Annotated in this window: 24 protein-coding genes; 8 read left to right on the plus strand and 16 right to left on the minus strand. The window is 57.4% G+C overall.

The window, feature by feature from the left end:
• The first annotated feature begins 18 nt into the window (after positions 1-18).
• Positions 19-1,053, plus strand: a complete 1,035-nt coding sequence (locus ACR0MJ_RS07935) for an NAD(P)/FAD-dependent oxidoreductase (protein ID WP_480760403.1) — start codon at positions 19-21, stop codon at positions 1,051-1,053.
• Here the strand turns inward: ACR0MJ_RS07935 and ACR0MJ_RS07940 are convergent.
• The 4 genes from ACR0MJ_RS07940 to ACR0MJ_RS07955 form a co-directional block, all read right to left on the minus strand.
• The gene (locus ACR0MJ_RS07940) at positions 1,045-1,857 is read right to left on the minus strand and encodes an HTD2 family dehydratase (protein ID WP_480760406.1); all 813 of its coding nucleotides are present in this window, start codon (positions 1,855-1,857) and stop codon (positions 1,045-1,047) included. The two genes, ACR0MJ_RS07935 and ACR0MJ_RS07940, sit on opposite strands and share 9 nt — an antisense overlap.
• Positions 1,858-1,902: 45 nt before the next feature.
• Complete coding sequence (locus ACR0MJ_RS07945) at positions 1,903-2,445, minus strand: NAD(P)H-dependent oxidoreductase (RefSeq protein WP_170425805.1); 543 nt, start codon at positions 2,443-2,445, stop codon at positions 1,903-1,905.
• Positions 2,446-2,541: 96 nt separating this feature from the next.
• On the minus strand, positions 2,542-3,213 hold the full coding sequence (locus ACR0MJ_RS07950) for a YiaD family glycine zipper/OmpA-like lipoprotein (protein ID WP_170611273.1): 672 nt from the start codon (positions 3,211-3,213) through the stop codon (positions 2,542-2,544).
• Positions 3,214-3,331: 118 nt separating this feature from the next.
• Entirely contained in the window at positions 3,332-4,024 is a 693-nt protein-coding gene (locus ACR0MJ_RS07955) for a helix-turn-helix transcriptional regulator (protein WP_170406614.1), read from the minus strand.
• A gap of 104 nt (positions 4,025-4,128) precedes the next feature.
• Here ACR0MJ_RS07955 and ACR0MJ_RS07960 point away from each other — a divergent pair, with 104 nt between their 5' ends.
• A complete protein-coding gene (locus ACR0MJ_RS07960) occupies positions 4,129-4,320 on the plus strand; it encodes a hypothetical protein (protein ID WP_170398761.1) in 192 nt (63 codons plus the stop codon).
• Positions 4,321-4,322: 2 nt separating this feature from the next.
• Here the strand turns inward: ACR0MJ_RS07960 and ACR0MJ_RS07965 are convergent, their stop codons facing one another.
• Positions 4,323-4,970, minus strand: a complete 648-nt coding sequence (locus ACR0MJ_RS07965; protein WP_480760411.1) for an RluA family pseudouridine synthase — start codon at positions 4,968-4,970, stop codon at positions 4,323-4,325.
• 97 nt (positions 4,971-5,067) lie between these two features.
• Between ACR0MJ_RS07965 and ACR0MJ_RS07970 the strand changes: the two genes are divergently transcribed.
• Together ACR0MJ_RS07970 and ACR0MJ_RS07975 are read left to right on the plus strand one after the other, a co-directional pair.
• Positions 5,068-5,478 carry a nuclear transport factor 2 family protein gene (locus tag ACR0MJ_RS07970; RefSeq protein WP_170398766.1) on the plus strand — a complete coding sequence of 137 codons (411 nt, stop codon included), beginning with the start codon at positions 5,068-5,070 and terminating at the stop codon, positions 5,476-5,478.
• A 155-nt stretch (positions 5,479-5,633) separates the two neighbouring features.
• Positions 5,634-6,185 (plus strand): SGNH/GDSL hydrolase family protein, encoded by a 552-nt coding sequence (locus ACR0MJ_RS07975; RefSeq protein ID WP_480436316.1) that lies wholly within the window; start codon positions 5,634-5,636, stop codon positions 6,183-6,185.
• Here ACR0MJ_RS07975 and rarD read toward each other — a convergent pair.
• The 9 genes from rarD to ACR0MJ_RS08020 all read right to left on the minus strand — a co-directional run bounded on the left by rarD (position 6,182) and on the right by ACR0MJ_RS08020 (position 16,898).
• Positions 6,182-7,087, minus strand: a complete 906-nt coding sequence (rarD, locus tag ACR0MJ_RS07980) for an EamA family transporter RarD (protein ID WP_480760414.1) — start codon at positions 7,085-7,087, stop codon at positions 6,182-6,184. The genes ACR0MJ_RS07975 and rarD overlap by 4 nt on opposite strands.
• A gap of 258 nt (positions 7,088-7,345) precedes the next feature.
• Complete coding sequence (locus ACR0MJ_RS07985) at positions 7,346-9,799, minus strand: GcvT family protein (protein ID WP_480760416.1); 2,454 nt, start codon at positions 9,797-9,799, stop codon at positions 7,346-7,348.
• Positions 9,800-9,888: 89 nt separating this feature from the next.
• Positions 9,889-10,869, minus strand: coding sequence for a GlxA family transcriptional regulator (locus ACR0MJ_RS07990; RefSeq protein WP_170406633.1), 981 nt, complete (start codon positions 10,867-10,869; stop codon positions 9,889-9,891).
• A gap of 9 nt (positions 10,870-10,878) precedes the next feature.
• Entirely contained in the window at positions 10,879-11,772 is an 894-nt protein-coding gene (locus ACR0MJ_RS07995) for a homocysteine S-methyltransferase family protein (RefSeq protein WP_170514791.1), read from the minus strand.
• Between the two features lie 11 nt (positions 11,773-11,783).
• Entirely contained in the window at positions 11,784-12,830 is a 1,047-nt protein-coding gene (locus tag ACR0MJ_RS08000; RefSeq protein WP_480760418.1) for an alcohol dehydrogenase family protein, read from the minus strand.
• Between the two features lie 24 nt (positions 12,831-12,854).
• On the minus strand, positions 12,855-15,305 hold the full coding sequence (locus ACR0MJ_RS08005) for a GcvT family protein (protein ID WP_170398785.1): 2,451 nt from the start codon (positions 15,303-15,305) through the stop codon (positions 12,855-12,857).
• A 15-nt stretch (positions 15,306-15,320) separates the two neighbouring features.
• The gene (locus ACR0MJ_RS08010; RefSeq protein WP_170406643.1) at positions 15,321-15,701 is read right to left on the minus strand and encodes a GFA family protein; all 381 of its coding nucleotides are present in this window, start codon (positions 15,699-15,701) and stop codon (positions 15,321-15,323) included.
• A 4-nt stretch (positions 15,702-15,705) separates the two neighbouring features.
• Positions 15,706-16,329 (minus strand): LysE family transporter, encoded by a 624-nt coding sequence (locus ACR0MJ_RS08015; RefSeq protein ID WP_170406646.1) that lies wholly within the window; start codon positions 16,327-16,329, stop codon positions 15,706-15,708.
• Complete coding sequence (locus ACR0MJ_RS08020; protein WP_170398796.1) at positions 16,329-16,898, minus strand: XRE family transcriptional regulator; 570 nt, start codon at positions 16,896-16,898, stop codon at positions 16,329-16,331. The genes ACR0MJ_RS08015 and ACR0MJ_RS08020 overlap by 1 nt, the downstream gene beginning before the upstream one ends.
• 117 nt (positions 16,899-17,015) lie before the next feature.
• Here ACR0MJ_RS08020 and ACR0MJ_RS08025 point away from each other — a divergent pair, with 117 nt between their 5' ends.
• Positions 17,016-17,300, plus strand: coding sequence for a DUF1294 domain-containing protein (locus ACR0MJ_RS08025; RefSeq protein ID WP_170406651.1), 285 nt, complete (start codon positions 17,016-17,018; stop codon positions 17,298-17,300).
• Between the two features lie 11 nt (positions 17,301-17,311).
• On the opposite strand, the gene ACR0MJ_RS08030 is transcribed toward ACR0MJ_RS08025, so the two are convergent.
• Together ACR0MJ_RS08030 and ACR0MJ_RS08035 are read right to left on the minus strand one after the other, a co-directional pair.
• Positions 17,312-17,764 carry a GAF domain-containing protein gene (locus tag ACR0MJ_RS08030; protein WP_480760422.1) on the minus strand — a complete coding sequence of 151 codons (453 nt, stop codon included), beginning with the start codon at positions 17,762-17,764 and terminating at the stop codon, positions 17,312-17,314.
• Positions 17,765-17,839: 75 nt separating this feature from the next.
• Positions 17,840-19,012 (minus strand): acetyl-CoA C-acyltransferase, encoded by a 1,173-nt coding sequence (locus tag ACR0MJ_RS08035; RefSeq protein ID WP_170406658.1) that lies wholly within the window; start codon positions 19,010-19,012, stop codon positions 17,840-17,842.
• A 101-nt stretch (positions 19,013-19,113) separates the two neighbouring features.
• Here ACR0MJ_RS08035 and ACR0MJ_RS08040 point away from each other — a divergent pair, with 101 nt between their 5' ends.
• From ACR0MJ_RS08040 to ggt, 3 genes are all read left to right on the plus strand, one after another.
• Entirely contained in the window at positions 19,114-19,452 is a 339-nt protein-coding gene (locus ACR0MJ_RS08040) for an STAS domain-containing protein (RefSeq protein WP_170398809.1), read from the plus strand.
• A gap of 55 nt (positions 19,453-19,507) precedes the next feature.
• The gene (locus ACR0MJ_RS08045) at positions 19,508-19,924 is read left to right on the plus strand and encodes an ATP-binding protein (RefSeq protein ID WP_480760425.1); all 417 of its coding nucleotides are present in this window, start codon (positions 19,508-19,510) and stop codon (positions 19,922-19,924) included.
• A 212-nt stretch (positions 19,925-20,136) separates the two neighbouring features.
• Entirely contained in the window at positions 20,137-21,714 is a 1,578-nt protein-coding gene (ggt, locus tag ACR0MJ_RS08050) for a gamma-glutamyltransferase (protein WP_170508883.1), read from the plus strand.

Here is a 21,714-nt window from a genome sequence, read left to right on the forward strand (position 1 = left end):
ACGAAAAGGGGATTGGCAATGGTCGATGTGACGGTGCGGGGCGCAGGAATATTTGGCCTCTCCATCGCCTGGACCTGCGCACGGCGCGGCGCGAAGGTCCAGATCGTCGACCCATTTGGTCCGGGCGCGGGGTCCAGTGGAGGGCTTGTTGGCGCGCTGGCCCCACATGTGCCCGAAAACTGGAACACCAAAAAGGCGTTCCAGTTTGAAAGTTTAATCATGGCTGAACCGTTCTGGAAACAAGTCGAGGCCACCGGTGGTGTGTCGCCCGGCTACGCACGTCTTGGGCGTCTGCAACCCATACCAGACGCACGCGGTTTGGAGCTGGCCCAAGCGCGTGAACAAACAGCTGCAACACTCTGGCAGGGTCAGGCTGATTGGCGCGTCCGGTTGGTAGATCAGATTGGTGCCTGGTGCCCACCCAGCCCGACGGGATATGTCGTCCACGATACACTAAGCGCGCGCATGCACCCAAGGCGTGCCTGCGTGGCGCTGGTGGCCGCGCTTGCCGTAATGGGAGTAGAAGTTACCGCCGAAGCGCCCGACAAGGGACAAGTCGTACACGCCACTGGACTTGCGGGTCTGCAAGAGCTCAGCAAGGCGTTTGGCAAGACAATCGGTAACGGCGTGAAAGGACAGGCAGCGTTGCTGCGATTTGATGCGGGCGACGTACCACAGTTGTTTGCCGATGCCGTTCACATCGTGCCTCATGCCGATGGTACGTTGGCCATTGGCTCGACATCAGAACGCGAATACGACGATCCGACCAGCACAGATGCCGCTCTAGACGATGTACTGGACCGCGCCATGCGTGCCGTGCCGGTTCTGCACGGGGCGGAAGTAATCGAACGCTGGGCCGGTGTCCGCCCCCGCAGCAAAAGCCGCGCGCCGATGCTGGGCGCGTATCCCCTGCACAAAGGGCAGTTTATCGCTAATGGGGGATTCAAGATCGGTTTTGGTATGGCACCGAAGGTGGCCGAGGTCATGGCCGACTTGATGCTGGAAGGGCGCGATAGAATCCCGCAGGATTTTCTGCCCGAAGCTTCACTCTGATTGCGGTATTGCCTTGGCTGACATGCATTGTCGGCCTCCGGGTCCACGCACCCAAAACTCCTGACCGTTCCGACACAGGGTCGCCGTTTCGAAATGCATCAGTGGCGACGATGCGCGAAACGTAAACTCCGCCAGAGGCCCCATCAGATCGGTTGCGAACAACATGAGGAATTGGGCCAGCAGAGGCCCATGGACAACCAGCCCGGCATAGCCTTCCACGTCGCGTGCATAGTCAAGATCGTAATGGATCCGGTGTCCGTTAAACGTCAGCGCCGAATAGCGGAACAACAGGGTTGTATCAAATTCAACAATGCGGTGATCCAACTCATCCCTTCGAGCCATCGGAACTTTTGGAGCCGGTGCGTCTGATGAGGGATCTTCACGGTAAACCAGATCCTGCCATTCGGTCACGCTCAGCGCGCCCTTTTGCCAAATCTCGTGACGCAGTGTGACAAATGCCAACGGTCCGCTACGTCCTGTCTTTGCCACGGCGCTTTCTCTGACCGTCCGACGCTCGGCTGCGACCCCTGCCACAAAGGGCTGATGAAACTGCAGTCGCCCACCTGCCCACATGCGCCTTGGTAGTCCCATATCGGGGATCAGACCTTGGCCTATCCGAGGATGTCCATCACGCCCCAGATCGCTCGGCACATGCGGCGACCAGAAATAGAGCTGATGAAAGAAGGGAGGTAGTACTGAGCCTGCCTCAATCGTCGGTTCCCGCCCCATTGCTACCTGCAGTGCAGCCGCTCGGGCAGGATCTACGACATCGGCCTGAGTCTCTATCTGGTCTTGATCCTTCATCCGCATAACCTAGAAGTTGCGGTGCAGACCGGCAAGCAAAGGGGATTAAAACCCGGCCTCTGCCCGCAGCTTCTGCATCAGGTTATGCAGCGTATGCTCGTAGCGGTCGTTAGACAGCCGCCCGCCTGCATCAAATTCATTCGAGCTGTCCGCCAAGTGAAGCTCGGGACCTTGCAGAATGCGTGGCTGAAAGGGGACCATGAAGGACCGCAAGATCATTTGCGCCCGCTCCCCCCCGGCCCGGCCCGCAGCCGCAGACATGACGGCGAGCGGTTTATCCATCCATGGTTTGCCTTTCGTCCGGCTGACCCAGTCCAGCGCGTTTTTTAGAACACCCGAAGGCCCTTTGTTGTATTCCGGGGTTGATATGATCACCGCGTGGGCCTGAGCAATCTGATCGGCCAAAACCTGCACGGTTTCAGGTATGCCTTCGCCAACTTCGAGATCGCCGTCATAAAGCGGCAGATTGAGATCAGCCTCAATGAACGTGCCGGGTTCGAACAAGCGTGCAGCTTCGCGCAGCAATTTACGGTTGGTCGCATCCTGCCGTAGCGAGCCGGAAAGGCCAAGAAGGATCGGTTGGGACATGGGGAAACTCCGCTTTGGTGTTTCCCCTTAGTTATCCCGAGACACCATCGAACCAAAGGCCCGATGACGCGCAGTCATTGTGCGCGAGACGCGTGATCAGGTGTTGTCGCTGGGAACCACCACAATCTCGACCCGCCGGTTCTGGGCTTTTCCCTCGGGTGTCAGGTTCGATGCGATCGGGTTGTTTTCACCTTGCCCGACAGTAGTGATACGGGCGTAGCTGACACCATTGGCCTGCAGAATATCAGCCACCGCATTGGCGCGGCGTTCAGACAGTCCGAGGTTGTAGGACGCCTCTCCGTCACTGTCAGTATGACCGATAATCTGGACATTCGAATTCGGGTAGTTAACCAAATTCTGCCCCACCTTCACCAAATCGGCACGCAAGGCCGGGCGCACGGTGGAACTGTCGGTGTCAAAGGTGATGTCATTCGGAACCGTGACGATCAGGCGATCACCCGCGTTGACGATCGTGATGCCGTCATTTGCCAACTGCTGCCGCAGCTCTGCAGCCTGCCGGTCAAGTTGGTTGCCGATCACGCCACCGCCTGCGGCACCGATGGCACCACCGGCCAACGCCCCCAACAGTGGGTCAGAGTCATTGGCAATTGCGCCCACACCAGCGCCGATCAGACCACCCAGCAACGCGCCTTGCTTGGCATTCTGATTGGGATCGTTTTGCACGCTGAGAGTGCCCGGGTCCGTACACGCCCCTAAAAACATGGCTGAACACAGTCCAACCGTCAGTGCACATTTGGAAATCGTCATGGAATCACCTTCTGCTCACGTACCCGTTCGCCGGGTTTGTTTCGTTCCGCTTAGTATAACACAGTGAGAACAATGGGCCTCAAGCAGCAATTGAGTGAGATCGGCGAATACCCGCCATTCAGGCGACCCCTTTGGAGCTATCCCAGCTGTTCTGCTCCTGCCAGATCGCGCGCAGAGGTTCCCCTTGCCCGCAGAAATGATCCTCGGTCAGTTCGCAGGCCCAGATCCGATCCGTGCGGAAGTGGCGAAACCCGTTTCTCAGCTCGCACCACGCGGCCAGCATGGTGCATTCAATATGGTAGATCAGGGCGACGGGCCGTATCGTGCGCTCGGTACGCTCATCTTCCGAATTCACGTAGGTGATGCGAATTTTACGTTCAGCCCGGATCGCTTCGCGATAGTTCACGACGGGCACACATCCCTTTTCCGGATCATCCATCGGTGCACCCCAGGGCGCAACCTGTAGCCAGTCGGCTGGCGCGCGCAGGGCCTCGATCTTCCGACAAACTCGGTCAGCGGCCTGTTGCAGGGTACTGTCACCAGTGCGGGCCAGCATCGACAGGCCCACCCACAGGGCCTCAACCTCTTCCGCATCGAAATTCAATGGCGGCAGATCATAGCCGCGCCGCATCAAGTAGCCAACACCCGCTTCGCCTTCGATTGGCGTACGCTGGGCCTGCAACGCGGCAATATCGCGGTAGACGGTGCGCACCGAAACCTCGAGCTTGGCGGCCAACGCATCGGCCGTCACGGGCGCTTCAGCAGCACGCAAGATCTGAATGATTTCGAACAGACGTGTCGATCGGCGCATCCGGGTCTCCTAAATATCTGCTGACAACTTAGCACACCCCCCTGACAAGGCGGTGTCAGGAGTGTTGGGCGAAGATTGGGCAATTGCAATTCAGGAGATTGACCATGCCCTACCTCGACAATCACGTCATGATGACCTTGAAACTGGATCGCTGGTCCCAAGATCACGTTTTGCGCGGATTCGAAATCGAACGTGAAATTGCTGCCGCACGGGAACGCCAAGTTATACGCCCGGTCAAACGCACCCGGCGGTTTTCGCTGGGAAACCTGAAGATGCTTTGGACCAGTAACGCCTAGAATCAGAATTCGGCTGGCGCGCGAAATTTCATCGACACCCCGCCTTCGGGATTTTTGAGGCGCAGTTCTTCCGAATGAAGCATCAACCGCGGGAAGTCGCGCGCCGCGCCATCGGCATAAAACGGATCACCCAAGATAGGATGCCCCAGCGCCTGCATATGAACCCGTAACTGGTGCGATCGTCCGGTCTTGGGAGACAGACGAACACGCGTTGTCTCGCCCTCGTATTTAACCACGCGCCAATCCGTAACAGCAGACTTGCCGGTGTCGTGACAGACCATCTGGCGGGGGCGATTGGGCCAATCGACGATCAGCGGCAGATCAACCGTTCCCGTCTTTGGTTCTACCCGCCCCCATACGCGCGCGACATAAGTTTTGCGGGTCTGGCGATTTTCGAACTGTAGCCCCAGATGCCGCTGGGCATGCGGCGTCTGTGCAAACACCATTACACCGGATGTATCCCGATCCAACCGATGCACCAGCAACGCTTGTGGAAACGCAACTTGCACGCGGGTTAGCAGACAATCAGCAAGATGCGCGCCCCGCCCCGGCACCGATAACAAACCCGCCGGCTTGTTCAGCACGATCAATTGCGTGTCTTCAAACAGCACATCCAGAGGGGAGTTTGGGGGATCATAGGTTTCGCTCATGCGCGCTTGCCTATCTCAGGCGGCCCCCTCCCGCAACGTCGTCCTTGCGTGAGTGAAAAGGTTCAGCAACTCTTTGGTCAACAAGAGGGAAGACGGTATGCACCCGACGATCAAACGAATGCAAGAAGTGGTGGCCAAAGGCGATGAAGGCCTGATCCAAGAGTTGCTGGCCGAAGATGTGCGGTTTTCACCACCCACTTACTACAGCACCTGGACCGGGCGTGAACCTGTTGCAGCGGTTCTGGGTCATGTGGGTCAGGTGTTTTCCGAATTTCAGTATCGTCGGATCATGGGCGACGGCGACGATTGGGCATTGGAGTTTCAATGCAAAGTCGGTGCCTTGGACGCCGTGGGTGTAGATTTGATCACGCTGAACGCAGACGGACTTATTCAGGAATTTGAGGTCGTCATGCGTCCTTACAAGACGGTCGGAGCCTTGCGCGAAGCCATGATGGCACGAGTCATGAAAGATGCGCGCTTTCTAAAGTTCAAAGATGCGCTGAGCTAACGGTTCCTTTGCCTGTTGCCGCCGATCAGATTCTCAGAATTCCGCTTTTGCCTATTCTGGCAATTCAGGGGTTCGCGGTAAGACGCAATGCGCAATTTCTGCCAGAACCGACTGGTCCCCGCCAAGGGTGTGCAGGGCGCGGGCCCAGACTGCGCTTGTTGATCACCGGGGACAGCTCGGCCGCTGGCGTTGGGGCGGGCACCCTAGGCCAGGCGCTATCCGGGCAACTGGTCGGCCAATTGGCAAAGCGTTATACCGTGGAATGGCGGCTTGAAGCGACCACCGGGCATACCACTCAAAACACTATTGAGCAGCTGCAAGGGCTTTCCGAACAGTTTGATGTGGCCGTAACGGCGCTGGGTGTGAACGACGTGACCCGAGCGGTAAGCAGACAAAGCTTTGAGGACCACCAAGCACGCCTATTGGACCTTCTGACCGGGCCGATGAAAGCCCGGCAGGTGATCGTGTCTGCGGTTCCTCAGATGGCGCGTTTTCCCGCTCTGCCTCAGCCTCTGGCCTGGTTTTTGGGGCAACAGGCTGCAAGGCTGGATCACGGCTTGCAGACGGTGGCTGCAGCATATCCGCAAGTTTCACATCTGGCGCTGAACCTGCCCGATGACCCGGCGCTCGCCGCGCCGGACGGATATCATCCAAGCCCCAAGGCCTATGCAATCTGGGCGGAACAGCTTGCCCAGCTCATTCGCTAGGCCTGAGACCGTATTTGCCGGATCATCGGGATCGAATACACAATCAACCCGGCCCAGATCAGGGGGAACGCGATCAATCTTGCCTGATCAATACGCTCTCCGAACAACGTGATCGCGGTGATAAAAATCATCGTGGGCGCGATGTACTGCAGGATACCCATCGTCGACAGACGCACCAGTTTGGCCCCATTGGCATAAAGCAGCAACGGAATTGCAGTCACCAGCCCCGCGCCTGCAAGCAGCGCAGTGTCTGACACGGCTGCTCCAAAATGCCCGGCACCACTTGTTCCAAGCCAGGTGACGTAGGCCAGGGCGGGTATCAGTAGAATCAGGACTTCCAACAAAAACCCTTGGTTGGGCCCAATTGGGAGTGAGCGCTTGAACAACGCATAAAACCCCCAGCTGAACATTAAGCCCAAAGCCGCCCAGGGTAAGCTTCCCGCCTGAAACACCAGTACCAACACCCCCAAAGCGGCCAACCCGACCGCAACCAACTGTGTTCGGTTCAGAGGTTCGCGCAGCAATATCGCACCCAACGCAATGCTGAACAAAGGGTTGATATAATAGCCCAAAGCCGCGTCCAGCGCATGCCCCGATGAAATCGCCCAGACATAAATCGCCCAGTTGACTGAGATCAGCGCCGCTGTAATTGCCGCCATACCCAACATTTTGGGATTGCGAAGTGCAGTTTTCAGATCGCCGGTCCGCCCGAGCGCTATCAGCAGCAGCCCGGCCACTGGCACCGACCAGATCACCCGATGCGCGACTACCTCGATCGGGCCGATATGTTCCATTGCTTTCATGTAAAGCGGCAGGAAGCCCCAAAGCACATAGGCCATCACAGCCAACGCCAGCCCTTTAGGCGTATCGGTATTGTTTGGTGGTACGCGGGTGTCTGCCACAGAGAGTCTCCGACTGATACCGTGTTTCTCTACGGCAAATCAGATGGGCTTGGGAACTATCAAAACTGTGAAGCAGGGCATCAAAGTTTCTGATAGGTCGCGCGTTCTGCAGCCAACCTACATGCGAAGCGCTGTCTCACGCCCATGGATATTGTTGGCCAGATGAGCAGGTGATCCCTTGTTGATCTGGCCAAAAATACTCTCGCGCGCGTCGCCCGTTACGGACGGTGGGGCAGAGCCTACCCCTGTCGATGTTTTCTAGACTTTGACCCGCTCGGATTTCGCATCGTACATCGGTTTCAACGACGCCTCTGCCTGGACTTTCACACCACAGACATCGATCTCATAGGTCGAGGCAAGCACATCTGCAGGCTTTTCGCCCTCGCATGGCACATAGCCCAGACCAATGGCACCACCCAGCGTGTGACCATAATTGCCCGAGCTAAGGTAACCTACATATTCACCATCGCGCACGATTGGTTCGTTGTGGAACAACAGTGGTTCGGGATCAGTCAGTCTAAACTGGACAAGCCGGTTCTTGGGCCCGCTTTCCTTTCGGGCCATCACCGCCTCGCGACCGATGAAATCGCTGCCTTTGTCCACTTTGACGGCAAATCCCAATCCCGCGTCGACCACGTGATCCTCGCAGGTGATGTCATGACCGAAATGGCGAAAACCCTTCTCGATCCGGCAACTGTCCATCATGTGCATGCCGCAGAGTTTCAGGCCCATATCTTGTCCGGCTTCGTGCAGCGCCTCAAAAACATGACCTGCCATGTCGGACGACACATAGATCTCCCACCCTAGCTCACCCACATAGGTCACCCTGTGGGCGCGAGCGAGACCCATACCGATCTCAATCTGTTGTGCTGTGCCAAAGGGGTTAGTCCTGTTCGAGAAATCAGCGGGCGAAACCTTTTCAAGCAATGCACGCGCATTCGGCCCCATGACGGCCAAAACGCCCTCGCCAGCGGTGACATCGGTGATAACAACACTGAAGCCGCCTGCATGACGCATCATCCATGTCTGATCCGCCAATCGGGTCGCCGCGGGGGTGACGACCAGGTAGGCGGTCTCAGTCAACCGTGTGACCGTGACATCTGCTTCGATCCCACCGCTACGGTTTAGGAATTGGGTGTAGACGATCTTGCCATTGGGCACTGAATAATCGCCGCCGCCGATATAGTTCATGAATTTCTCGGCATCCGGCCCTTCGACGCGGATTTTGCCGAAGGACGACATGTCATACATGCCTACATTTTCGCGCACGGCGCGGTGTTCGGCAGCCGAATTCTCGAACCAGTTCTGCCGTTTCCAGCTGTATTGATACTCCCGTTCCTGCCCTTCGTTGGCAAACCAATTGGCGCGCTCCCACCCAGCCAATTCGCCCATCACGGCACCCTGTTCGATCAGGTGATGGTGAAACGGTGTCCGGCGCACACCGCGCGCGGTGGCCTTTTGGCGATAGGGATAGTGGTCGGCATAAAGCAGGCCGAGCGTCTCTTTCGAACGTTCAAAGAGGTACTGCTTGTTGCCCTGAAACGGCTGCATGCGACTGATGTCAACATCGCCCAGATCGAACGGTTTCTCGCCCGAGTCCATCCACTCGGCCAGTGCCATACCGGCACCACCCGCCGACTGAATACCGATCGAGTTGAACCCTGCAGCGACCCAAACGTTATCCATCTCGGGGGCGAGTCCCAAGTGATAGGCATCATCCGGCGTAAAGGATTCGGGGCCGTTAAAGAAGGTGTGAATCCCCGCCTCGGCCAACTTCGGCATCCGATTGCAGGCCGCTTCGAGTATTGGTTCAAAGTGATCGAAATCCTCTGGCAACTGGTCGAATTCGAAACTGTCGGGGATGCCGTTCATCGCCCAGGGTTTTGCATTTGGCTCAAACGCGCCCAGCAGGATTTTTCCGGCATCCTCTTTGTAGTAGGCACATTCATCCGGTACGCGCAGCACCGGCAGTTGGGTCAGCCCGTCGATCCCTTCGGTCACGATATAGAAATGTTCGCAGGCGTGAAGCGGCACGTTCACACCTGCCATCTTACCAACCTCGTGGCCCCACATGCCCGCACAGTTCACCACCATGTCGCATTCGATATGGCCCGAGGAACTGCCATCGTCCGCAATCCAGTCCACGCCGGTGACTTTACGACCCTGCTTGACGATGTCGGTGACTTTCACACGTTCTTTGACGACGCCACCGCGCTGACGCGCACCTTTAGCCAAAGCCAGAGCGATATTCGCTGGATCACCCTGCCCGTCCAAAGGCAAATAAACCGCCCCCTTGACCCCTTCGAGGTTCAGATGGGGATACAGCTCCTGCACACGATCATTGTCGATCTCTTCGACCTCAACCCCGAAGGCGCGGGCCATGGCGGCCTGACGATAGATCTCTTCCTTGCGCTCTTCAGTCAGGGCCACCGTGATCGATCCGCAACGCTTGAACCCTGTGGCAACGCCAGTTTCTTCCTCAAGTGCGCCATAGAGTTCCTGACTGTACTTGGCCAGCTTGGTCATGTTTGCGGTCGCGCGCAGCTGCGCAATCAGACCTGCAGCATGCCATGTGGTGCCGCTGGTCAGTTGCTTGCGCTCAAGCAACACAACATCGGTCCACCCTTTCTTGGTAAGGTGATACGCGACCGAGCATCCGATGACGCCGCCGCCGATGATGACCACACGGGCCTTGGTGGGAAGATCAACCATCCTGATGTCTCCGCTGTCTCAGGTTTTTTGCAAAATGCCATGAAGGATCGACAAAAAAAGCGTCAAAAACGTCACCTCAATCGCGAAAATCACCTATATTCTGCACGTCTTTTTTGACGTCTCAGAACAAACGGAGTGACGCCAAAGACGCTTTTGTAAACGGATGAGAATCCGTTTGGAAAGCCGCACACCAAGCCGATTTCCCGCACGCTCATCGTTGTGTTCAAAAGCAAGTTGTTGGCTTTGGCCAAGCGCATTTCTCGGTAGAATCCGTTTGGAGTGGTTGCGAAAGTTGCCTTGAACTTGCGCTCAAGCGATCTGTTCGACACGTGTAACATGTCAACGATCTGATTGATCGGTAGCGGTTCTTCAATATTTGCCTGCATCAGCTTGATACACTGATCCAGCTTTGCATCACCCGTGGCTGTATTCCTAGCGCCAGAAAACGGCTGCATGGATGAGAAATCGCGGATGTTCTCGTGCAGCATGATGTCCGCAACTGTCATCTTGGCTGCACCCGAAATGTGCCGCCCAATCACCGCCAGTGCCACATCCGTCGTTGCCTCCATTCCCGCGCAGGTGACCACCGAACCCTGTTCGGTCGCAATTGAAAGCTTGGCCTCAAAACGCGCGCCACGTTCGCGTAAGAAAGAGGCGTTTTCCCAATGGGTTGCCATATGATCAGCGCCGTTTTCATCGATGTACCTGCTTGCCGCTTCGGCCAGCAAAAAGACCTGGGCTCCCCGGTATGTATAGTCGGGCACGACGCGACCTAAAGAAAGCTCTGGCTGATCCGGATCCGAGTTTCCGATCACAAACAGATAATCCGCATCGGGCTGCGCAGGTATGGTTTCGGTCGACACCGTCGCGCAACTGCTGCTTTCAACAGGCCCCCCCTTTCGGGACCGGTAAGTGAATGTGAACGGAGGATGCGCGCAAACCCGGTTAGCCAGGCGCAACACATCGACCAACGAGGCCAATTCAAGCAACACGAAACCGGGTGCAACCAGAATATCGAAATGCTGCTGATCCCGATCTTTTCGCCGTTCAGGTTTGTTGCGGATCGACATGAGGCACACTCAAACAATTGTGTGCCCGGCCGCGCGCAAACTGTCGGCAAGGGTTTCGATGTGATCTGGCCCAACTTCGCAGCAACCGCCAACGATCGTCGCGCCCTGCGCCACCCAGCCCATGGCATGCTGCGCATAGGCGTCAGGGTCTAGGTCATGACGGCTTTCCAGAGAGTCAACCGTCGGGGCATCCTTCAAAAAACCGTCTTTGATACCAGTAAAGCCATTGGCATAAGCGCCGAACGGGCGACCCAGCTTTGCGATGATCTCCAGTGCAGCCGGAATCGCTTCCGGGCGCGCGCAGTTGATCAAAACGGCCTCGGGGGCGTAACGCGCAACAAGCGGGGCGATGTCCTCCAGCGCTTCGCCTGACCGCAATCGCGTGCCGTCATCATCCATAACCGACATTGCCAGCCAGACAGGTTTGCCGCAATTCTCGGTACCGCGAAGCGCACCTTCGGCTTCCAGAACCGAGGACACGGTTTCGATCAGGAATAGATCAACCCGGTCTGCCATCAGTTGAGCCAGCTCGGCAAATTTTTCAGCCGCATCGTCTGGGTCGGGGTTCAGATCGGGCCGGTAGCTGGCCAAAAGCGGACCAAGCGCACCAGCGATACGACCGTCAGTTCCCGCGCAAGCCTGCTCGGCCCGCGAAAGAGCAGCCTCGATCAGAAGTGGCATCTGGTCTTCGATCCCCTCACGCACCAGCCGCGAGCGGTGAATGGCATAGGTATTCGTGGTGGCAATCGTCGCGCCACTGCGGAAATAGGCCGCGTGAACTTCGGTCAGCAAGTCAGGTTTGTCGATCATCACCCGCGTTGACCACAAAGGCGTGGGCTGGTCACCGCTGCGTTTCACCAGTTCCTGCCCGATCGAGCCATCTAAAAGCGTAATGTCAGCCATCTACCCCCCTTTCACGGTATTAATACCAGTTTCCCGGGCAAGGTCTTGGACATAAAATCCTCTTGCGCCTGAACAATGTCACGCAACGGGTAGGTTTTTGAGATCAAAGGCCTGATCCGACCTGCATTCATCAGCACAACAAGTCGGCCAAAGACTTCGGGAGGCTGATGGGTGCAGCCATGGATTGTGATGTCGCGCAGATAGATGTCTCGCAAATCGGCGCTGACGATGGGGCCAGCGATTGCACCTGACACCGCATAGTGCCCGCCGGGATTCAGCGCCAGTATGAGATCGGGCCAAGCCGAGCCGCCCACCACATCGATGACGACATCGAACATATCCTTCGGCAGCTGCACATCCCGGTCAAAGGTTGCCGACGCCCCCTGCGCTTTGACCACATCCGCCTTGGCAGCACTTGTCACCCCCCAGACCGTCGCTCCTCGTAGCGCCGCGAGCTGGACCGCGGCGAGGCCCACACCGCCTGAAGCCCCTGTAATCAGCACTGTGTGGCCTGCCGATACACCAGCGCGAGTCAGCAGGTTTTCTGCGGTCCCAAACGCGCAGGGAATAGCGGCGATTTCCACGTCTGATAGGGGCGAGGCGGTCACATCATAGAGATCATTGCTCTCGACCAGACAGTATTGGGCAAACGCTCCGTCGATTTCTGAACCAAGCGCGATAAAACCATGCGGTCTACCCGGCCCCGGGCGTGGCAAGTTGATAGGACAGGTCACGCGTTGGCCGGGCTTGAACGCTGCCCCCGGTCCAGCCTCTTCAACAATCCCACACAGATCACCGCCTTGGATGCGGGGGAAGTGCAGCGCACCTCCCCACCCGCCGGCTTCAACCTGCTGATCTACCGCATCCGTCGCTTCTGTAACATCCGGCGAGTACCAGCCGATCCGCGTGTTGATGTCGGTGTTGTTCACCCCGGCAGCGGCGACGCGCACCAGAACCTGCCCTGGACCGGGGGTCGGAACGGGGACGTCTTCCCGCCATTCCAACACCTCAGGACCTCCATGGCCAGTCAGATATACGCCTTCCATCTGCCGGGTCATATCAGCGCCTTTCTGTCGTAGGGGTCAGGCCCTCAACCGTTCATTTGCAGGATCCCAGAGCGGCTGATCCTCCTGAACAACAGCACGACATTTCTGACCGTAGATTTCAACCTCTAGCTCAGTTCCCGGGACAGCCAGATCTGCGCGCACCATGCCCAGCGCGACCGAGGCACCAATGCGATACCCCCACGCACCCGATGTGGTTTCACCCACGATCTCATCACCGCTCCAGATACAGGACATGTAAGGCGCATCGACCTCACCTGCGTCCACGATCAGAGTGACAAAGGACTTTTTAACGCCTTGCTGTTTTTCGTTCTGAATGGCTGCTTTGCCAACAAAATCCTGCGGTTTATCGAGCTTGACAAAGCGCCCCAAGCCACCTTCCAGCAGAGAGTAATCCGTGCTTAGATCGCCTTTCCACGCGCGATAGCCTTTCTCGATCCGCAGCGAATTCAACGCATACATGCCAAAAGGTTTCGCTCCGGCAGCCAGCACAGCTTCGTAGATGGCGGGCATCGCATCATTTTCAGCATGGATTTCCCAACCCAACTCACCCGCGAAAGATACACGGATCAGGAAGGCATCCTGCCCGGCAACTTTGGCGAATTGGTGGGTCAGCCACCCTTGCTGCAAATCTGCATCGGTGATGCCGGACAATACATTCCGCGTCATCGGTCCGGTCACGATCAGTGTGTCGCGCTCGGTTGTGGTTTCCCGAACGGTCACACCTTCGGGCACCGAATTGCGGATCAAATCACCATCGTGCCACTGTGCCGTGGCAGCGGTGATTAGGACGAAATTGTTCTCAGCCAGACGGATACAGGACAGCTCGGTCAGAATGCGCCCTCTTTCATCCGAGACATAGATCAGATTCATGCGCCCTGCTTTAGGGATACCTCCGGTACAGAAGCCACGCAGCCAGTCATCCGCCCCCTCGCCTTGTATCCAGAACCGCGAGAAGCCCGGCAGATCCAGCACCCCGCAGTGATCGCGCACGGCTTCGCATTCTTCTTTGACCCGTTGCTCCCAGGGGCCCGAACGTCCCCAGGTATGGGTGGCTTCCAGTGACGTGTCATCGCCGGTTTGCGCAAACCAGTTTGCGCGTTCCCAGCCGTTGTACGCGCCCATGACACCGCCCAATTCCTTGACCTTGGCGTGCACAGGCGAGACCTTCTTGTCGCGTGCGGCAGGCCATTCGTGATGTGGGAAATGCATGGCGTATTCGTTGCCGTAGACTTCCATCCCTTTCTGATTGCAGTAGTCCTGATCGGTGTAGTCGGTGTAACGACGCGGATCGACGGCCCACATATCCCATTCGGTGTGACCATCGACGATCCATTCGGCCAGAACTTTGCCTGCACCACCACCTTGGGCGATACCGAAAGTAAAGGTATGAGCCTCGAACGCGTTTGTCACACCCGGCATCGGGCCAATCAACGGCAGACCATCTGGTGCATAGGGGATCGGGCCATTGATGACGCGACCAACGCCCGAGGTTGCCATCAGCGGAACCCGTTCCATCGCATCGGTCACGATATCCTCGATCCGGTCCAGATCATCGTTCCACAGTTGGAAGCTGAAATCCTCGGGCATCGGGTCATCCTCGGTCATCCAGTGGCCCTTGCAATTGGGCTCATAAGGGCCAAGGTTGAAGCCGTTCTTCTCCTGCCGCAGATAGTACGAGATATCGACATCGCGCAGCAGCGGTAGCTTCTTGCCACCGTTTTCTTTCGACCACGCTTCGATTTCAGGAACTTCGTCGGTCAACAGATACTGATGGCTCATGACCATTGCCGGGACGGTTCGGCCGCCAAAGGGTTTGAACCATTCCCCTACGCGCTGCGCATAGTAACCGGCGGCGTTCACCACATAATCGCAGGCAATATCACCCTTTTCGGTATGCACGGTCCATGTGCCGTCGTCCTGCTGTGTCACACCGGTTGCCGGGCAGAATCGGATAATCTTTTGCCCCATATCCCGCGCTCCCTTGGCCAGAGCCTGAGTCAGCTGCGCCGGGTCAATGTCACCATCGGTCGGGTCATACAGAACGCCTTCAAGATCATGGGTCTCCAGGAAAGGATAGCGTTCCTTGGCCTCTTCCGGAGTCCACATCTCCATCGGGATGCCTTGATAGCGGCCCATAGACATGGCCCGTTCGAATTCCTGCATCCGCTCCTTGCTGTGCGCCAGACGAATTGACCCGGAAACGTGGTAGTTCATCGGATAGTCGACCTCGTCCGCGAGGCGCGAATACAGTTCGGTCGAATAGCGCTGCATGTTCATGATCGCCCACGAGGTCGAAAACGTCGGAACGTTACCCGCCGCGTGCCATGTCGAGCCTGCGGTCAGTTCGTTCTTTTCCAGCAGAACACAATCCGTCCAGCCCTTCTTGGCCAGATGATACAGCGATGAACAGCCCACAACGCCGCCGCCGATGATGACCACACGGGCCTTGGTTGGAAAATCACTCATGTGTTTGGTTCCCTATTAGTGTGCCCGCTGGGGCAGGTCGTCTTTGATGTCATAGTAATCGCCCTTGTCCGCAACGAAGATGTGCTGGGCGAGTTTCAACCCGGTCGGCTCATCCAATGAGCCCACGGAAATTGCGATCGTGTCCTCGTCATTGTGCTGCCAGAAGAGGAACGAGCCACAAGCGCGGCAAAATCCGCGCTTGGCAATGTCAGAGGCGCGATACCAGCCCAGCGTTTCGCTGGTGGTAAAGCTGAGATTGTCCTGTTGCGTAACGGTCGAGGCCCACAGGTGACCCGACTGTTTGCGACACTGCCCGCAATGGCAGGCATTTGGTGGCGTGAGGTCTCCGTCAACAACAAAAGCGACCGCGCCGCACAGGCAGGAACCGGTATGCATATCCTTACCCCCTCGCTGTCGGCGTCGAACTGGCACCCAGCAAAACGCCATAAATGATGAAACAGGTCGCCATCACGCGGCGTACCCAGATATTGAACACCGCCCCCAACGCAGCCTTGCCCATCAGCGCCCCCAGCGAGGTGAACCCGGTATAGCTGAGCGTCGTGATGACCAGTGCCGTCGGCATGATCACCGCCATCTGCTGCCAGATGGGTACATTCGGCTGCACAAATTGCGAAAACGCCGCAAGGTATCCGGCGACGCTTTTGGGGTTGATCGTGGCAACAGCCAACGCGTGAAAGTAAACATGTCGCGCCGGACGCTCTGACGCCGGAGCGGGTTTCGCTGCGTTCATCCAACCGCGAATGCCCATCCAGATCAGAAACCCGGCCCCGATCAGCTTGGCGACAAAGAAACCTGTTGGCGACGCGGCAATCAACGCTGTGATTCCCACAGCCGAGAGGATCAGGAACACACTCGCCTGAGTCAAAATAGCCAAGACACCCAACATAGCCTTGGAGAACGGCAGGCTCATCCCATTTGAGATGCAATTGACCGCATTAGGCCCCGGGGTGGTAACGAACACCACCCAGAACAGGGCGAATATGGTCCAGGCCTCGAAACTCATCAGTACACCGGTGGGGCGATAACCCAGATGGCCACAGCGGGCTCATCAAAGGGGTTGGACCAAGTGTAGGGCTCGTGCTTGATCCGGAAGCTATCGCCGGGGCCGACCTGAAAGCTGCGCGAGCCGATCGTCAGTTCCAGACGGCCTGAAACCATATAGCCGACTTCCTGCGTCGGCCGGTTTGCCGGGGTCTGCATCTGCGAATGCGGCTCAAAGGTCGAATGCACCATCTCGAAATCATCGGTCAGGTCAGGCGAAAGCAGTTCTTCGATCAACCCTTCTTCACCAGAGCCCATCGGGCGACGGGACCCTGCCCGCACAATATACCCTTGCTCATCCGCCGGCGCAGCGGAATGGGCAAACAGCATCGACATCGGCACACCCAGACATTCGGCAATCTGGCGTAGATCCGAAATCGACGGCTCGGACATGTCACGCTCGACCTGGCTGAGCCAGCCGACGGACCGATCCAATCGGTTGGCGAGCTCAGTCAGAGTCAGCCCACGCGCCTTGCGCAGTGCGCGCAGATCGGCACCGAGGGATGCGCTATGAGGGGCTTGCGAATTCAAGTTGCGCTCCGAGTCTGCGTGAAATTTTCTGTTACTTTTTCACGGTGCCTCGAATCGGTGAAATTTCCAAGCATTTTTTCACTTGGGTCTGCAAATTTAGTTGGCTATGCACGGTCCATGTGGATTGCCGTAATCTATCTTTGGGCCATTAATGCCCTGACTTTGATGGCGTTTGGCTGGGATAAGCTGCGCGCGCGCCGTAGAAGGCGACGCATCCCCGAGCGGCGCTTGTTATGGTTGGCGGCACTAGGTGGCAGCTTGGCCGCGCTACTGGGGCGCTGGATCTTCGGGCACAAGACCCGCAAGCGCGGTTTCTCGGCTTGGCTATACACGATCACAGCGTTTCAGGCCGGGCTTTGCTATCTGATTATGTCCCGAGATCTTGGCGCATTTTTGCGATAGGTCGGAACCCTCTAACGCGCAAATACATCCGTTAGAATAGCACCAAGTGCAGTCGCATCATCTTTGGTAAACGCGTCGGGCTGGTCGCTGTCGATATCAAAGACAGCGATCACGTTACCATTCGCATCCCGCACTGGTAGAACCAACTCGGACCGAGTGGATGACGCACAGGCGATATGGCCGGGGAAAGCATCTACATCCGAAACCAATTGCACTTGCCCTGTACGGGCAGCCGCACCACACACACCGCGTTCAAAAGGGATTACAAGGCAGCCATGCCCCCCCTGATAAGGCCCGATCTTTAGCACCTCGGGCTCAGTTACGCGGTAGAACCCTGTCCAATCGAAACGGTCGTCGGAGTGATGCACTTCGCATGCAACCGTGGCCATCAGCGCAACCTCGTCGGTTTCACCTTCGGTCAAGGCGGCAATGGTTTTGGCGAGTGTGTCGTAGTCGGCATTCATGTTGGTAGACCTTGCATCCGAGGAACTGCGGGCGCTGCCGCCAATTCCCCGGAGTATTTGCAAAAAGACAAAGCGTCAAACGCGTTCTATTGCGATGGCCGTCCCTTCTCCGCCGCCGATGCAGATTGCCGCGACACCGCGCTTGAGGTTCCGCTTTTCTAACGCATTCAGCAGCGTGACCATGATCCGCGCCCCAGAAGCGCCAATCGGATGGCCAAGCGCACATGCGCCGCCATTCACATTCACGATCTCACGCGACAAGCCCATTTCGTGCATGAAAGCCATGGGCACAACGGCGAAGGCTTCGTTGACCTCCCACAGATCGACATCTTCTTTTTTCCAACCGACACGATCCAACAATTTCTGCGCTGCCGGAACCGGAGCAGTTGTGAACAGCCCCGGTGCCTGCGCGTGACTGGCGTGGCCGAGAATTCGTGCGCGCACGGTCAGGCCCTGCTGTTCTGCCGCCTCTGCCGAGGCAAGCACAAGGGCGGCTGCGCCATCCGAGATCGAAGAAGAATTGGCTGCCGTAACCGTTCCGTCCTTGCGAAAGGCTGGTTTCAGTGTGGGTATCTTCTCGGGTCGCGCCGATTTTGGTTGCTCATCCGCCTCCAGCACAACCTCGCCTTTACGGGTTTGAAGCTTGACCTGTGTAATTTCCTGGTCGAACGCATTATTTTCCTGCGCGGACAGCGCGTTCGAAAGCGATCGCAGGGCGTATTCGTCCTGCGCCTCGCGCGTGAACTGATAGGATTCGGCACAGTCCTCGGCAAACGTGCCCATAAGCCGACCTTTGTCATAGGCGTCTTCGAGCCCGTCCAGAAACATGTGATCGACGACCTGCCCATGTCCGATCCGGGCGCCACCGCGCATCTTGGGCAGCAGATAGGGCGCGTTGGTCATGCTCTCCATCCCGCCAGCGACCATGGTCTGAGTATGGCCCAAAGCGATCTGATCAAACGCGATCATTGCGGCCTTCATGCCTGAACCGCACATTTTGTTGAGCGTTGTGGCAGGTACATCTTCTCCCAGACCGGCGGCAAACCCAGCCTGACGCGCCGGGGCCTGTCCCTGGCCGGCAGGCAGGACGCAGCCCATCAGCACCTCATCCACGGTCCGAGTGCCAGCACCCTCCAGCGCTGCGCGGATAGCAGCACCGCCCAGATCAGCAGCGGCGACGCCGTCAAACATGCCCTGAAAGCCGCCCATTGGTGTACGCGCGGCACCTGCTATCACAACCTCGTTCATCCGAAATCTCCTTGAACTTTCCAGCCTATGGATACCGAATGGTAAGAATTACCGTCTAGCGTATTTCTACCATCATTTTGCATTGCCAAAGGCGGACGAACATGGGGCTCAGCAGCGAGATCACTGGCGAGACACAGATAATATCCGTTCATTGTGATCGAATTGATGCCGCGATGGCGATTCAATTCAAGGAAGATATGCGCGCGGAAACCCAAACCCATGCCAAACGGGTGGTGTTGGATTTGTCTTCTGTTGAATTCATCGATTCCAGCGGTCTGGGCGCCATTGTCGCCTCGATGAAACAATTGGAAAAAGGGCGCAGATTGGATCTGGCCGGCTTGCGCCCGATCGTTGAAAAAGTGTTCCGCCTGACCCGCATGGACACCGTGTTCAGACTGTTCAAATCGCTGGATGAGGCGATCGGCGCTGGTGCAGACTGACGATCGGCAGAGGTGGAACCGCGTGTGCTCGAATTGCAAACAAAACTGCCTGGAGGTGAGCTTTCCCGCGACACAAGTGCAGGCCAGCGCAGGGATCGCGGCGTTAAGCGTACGGCTGGTGGCGCAGGGATTGCCGGAAAGCAAAGCAGATGACGTAAGAATCGCGCTGACCGAAGCGATCAACAACGTGGTCGAACATGCCTATGCCGGGGTGGCCGCCGCTGACATTCAAATCGATTGCTCATTATGTGCAAAGAAGTTGGTGATTCAGATCATCGATACCGGCGACCCGATGCCCGAATTGCGGATACCGAGCGGCACTCCACCATCTGTCGACACTGCTTTGCAGGACCTGCCCGAGGGCGGCTTTGGCTGGCACCTGATTCATCAACTTGCCAGCGACATACAATATGAACGCAAAAGCGGCGGGAATCTGCTCTGCTTGCGGTTCGACTTTGACGAGATGCCCTAGCAGGCATCAAATAGCCACAATAAGGCCTAGATCGAACCATTGTCGCGCCGCAAACAAAGGTCATAAGTAAGGGGTAGCTCAGATAGCTTCCCTCGGCGCCTAGCGTCACAGCCCCCACCCAGTGAGCGGCGCCGAGGACCTCCTTCCTCTGATAGCATTGGACAATTCCCAGCTGCGGCTTAGTGTCTGCGTGTTTGCAGAAGGAAAGACCCATGCGCGATTTTCACAAGACAGGCCGTTCTGAAGTTTTGGCAACCGAAGGGATGTGCGCAACGTCCCATCCGTTGGCCGCCAAAATCGCGCTGGATATTCTGCAGCAGGACGGCAATGCCATGGACGCAGCCATTGCAGGCGCGGTGCTTCTGGGAATTTGCGAGCCGCAAATGACCGGCTTGGGCGGAGATTGCTTTGTTCTGTACAATCGCGCAGGCGAGCAGACTGTTCGCGCACTAAACGGTTCGGGTCGGGCCGCGGCAGCAGCGGATGCACAGGCATTGCGGGATCGCGGTTCAAATTCGGTTCCCGAGACCAGCCCGGATGCCGTGACAATTCCCGGAGCGGTTGAGGCATTCTGCCGTCTAGCAAAAACCGAAGGTCGGCTGGGCCTGGAAGCAATCCTGCAACCCGCAATCCATTATGCCGAGTCAGGTGTTCCGGTGGCTCCTCGCGTTGCCTTTGATTGGATGAACAGCGCATCCACCCTGCAAGGCGCGGCCCGTGATCATTACCTGATTGACGGCAAACCCCTGCAAACCGGGCAGGTTTTTCGCGCACCCGGTCAGGCAGAAGTTCTTCGGCGCGTGGCCCAACACGGTCAAAAGGCATTTTATTCTGGTGAGATTGCCGATGACATGCTTGCGGCCCTGTCCGATCTGGGTGGAGTACAGACTGCGCAGGATTTCGCGGCCGTGCAAAGCGATGAAACTGTGCCCGTCAGCGGAGATTATGGCGGTGTCGAACTGGTCGAGCACCCACCGAATGGTCAGGGCGCGACGGCAATCCTGTTGCTGAATATCTTGAAGCACTTCGATCTGGCCGCAATGGACCCTTGGGGGGCTGAACGCATACATATCGAAGCCGAGGCTAGCAAACTGGCCTACGACGCACGCAATCGTTTCATCGCCGATCCCGACCACAGCACGCGGATGGCTCATTTTCTTGCACCTGAGACAGCCGCCCAACTTGCCGCGCTGATCAATCCGAAACGCGCCATGGCTGCCGCCGCTCCCTTGACCGAATCTGTTCACAAAGACACCGTCTATATCACCGTGGTTGACCGGGATCGCATGGCCGTTTCACTTATTTATTCGATCTACCACGGGTTCGGGTCGGGCATCGCTTCGGAAAAGTTCGGCATTTTGCTGCAGAATCGGGGTGCTGGTTTCAACCTCGAACCCGGTCATCCAAATGAGCTTGCCGGTGGAAAGCGACCAATGCACACAATCATACCGGGAATGTTGCGCGCCCAAGGCCGCATCGCGATGCCCTTTGGTGTCATGGGAGGTGCCTATCAACCAACCGGACACGCTCGGCTAGTGTCAAATCTCACGGATTTCGACATAGAGCTGCAGGAAGCCATCGATGCGCCTCGGGCATTTGCAGATGGGGGTGTTCTGAAAATTGAGCGAGGCTATTCCGATGCCGTTCTGCAACAATTATCCGATATGGGGCACACTGTCCAAATACCGGAAACGTCTCTGGGTGGTGCGCAAGCCATTCGAATCTGTTCAAACGGAGTTCTGGAAGGTGCTAGCGATCCCCGTAAAGATGGTTGCGCATTAGGCTACTGA

The sequence above is a fragment of the Ruegeria sp. C6 genome (assembly GCF_056537625.1).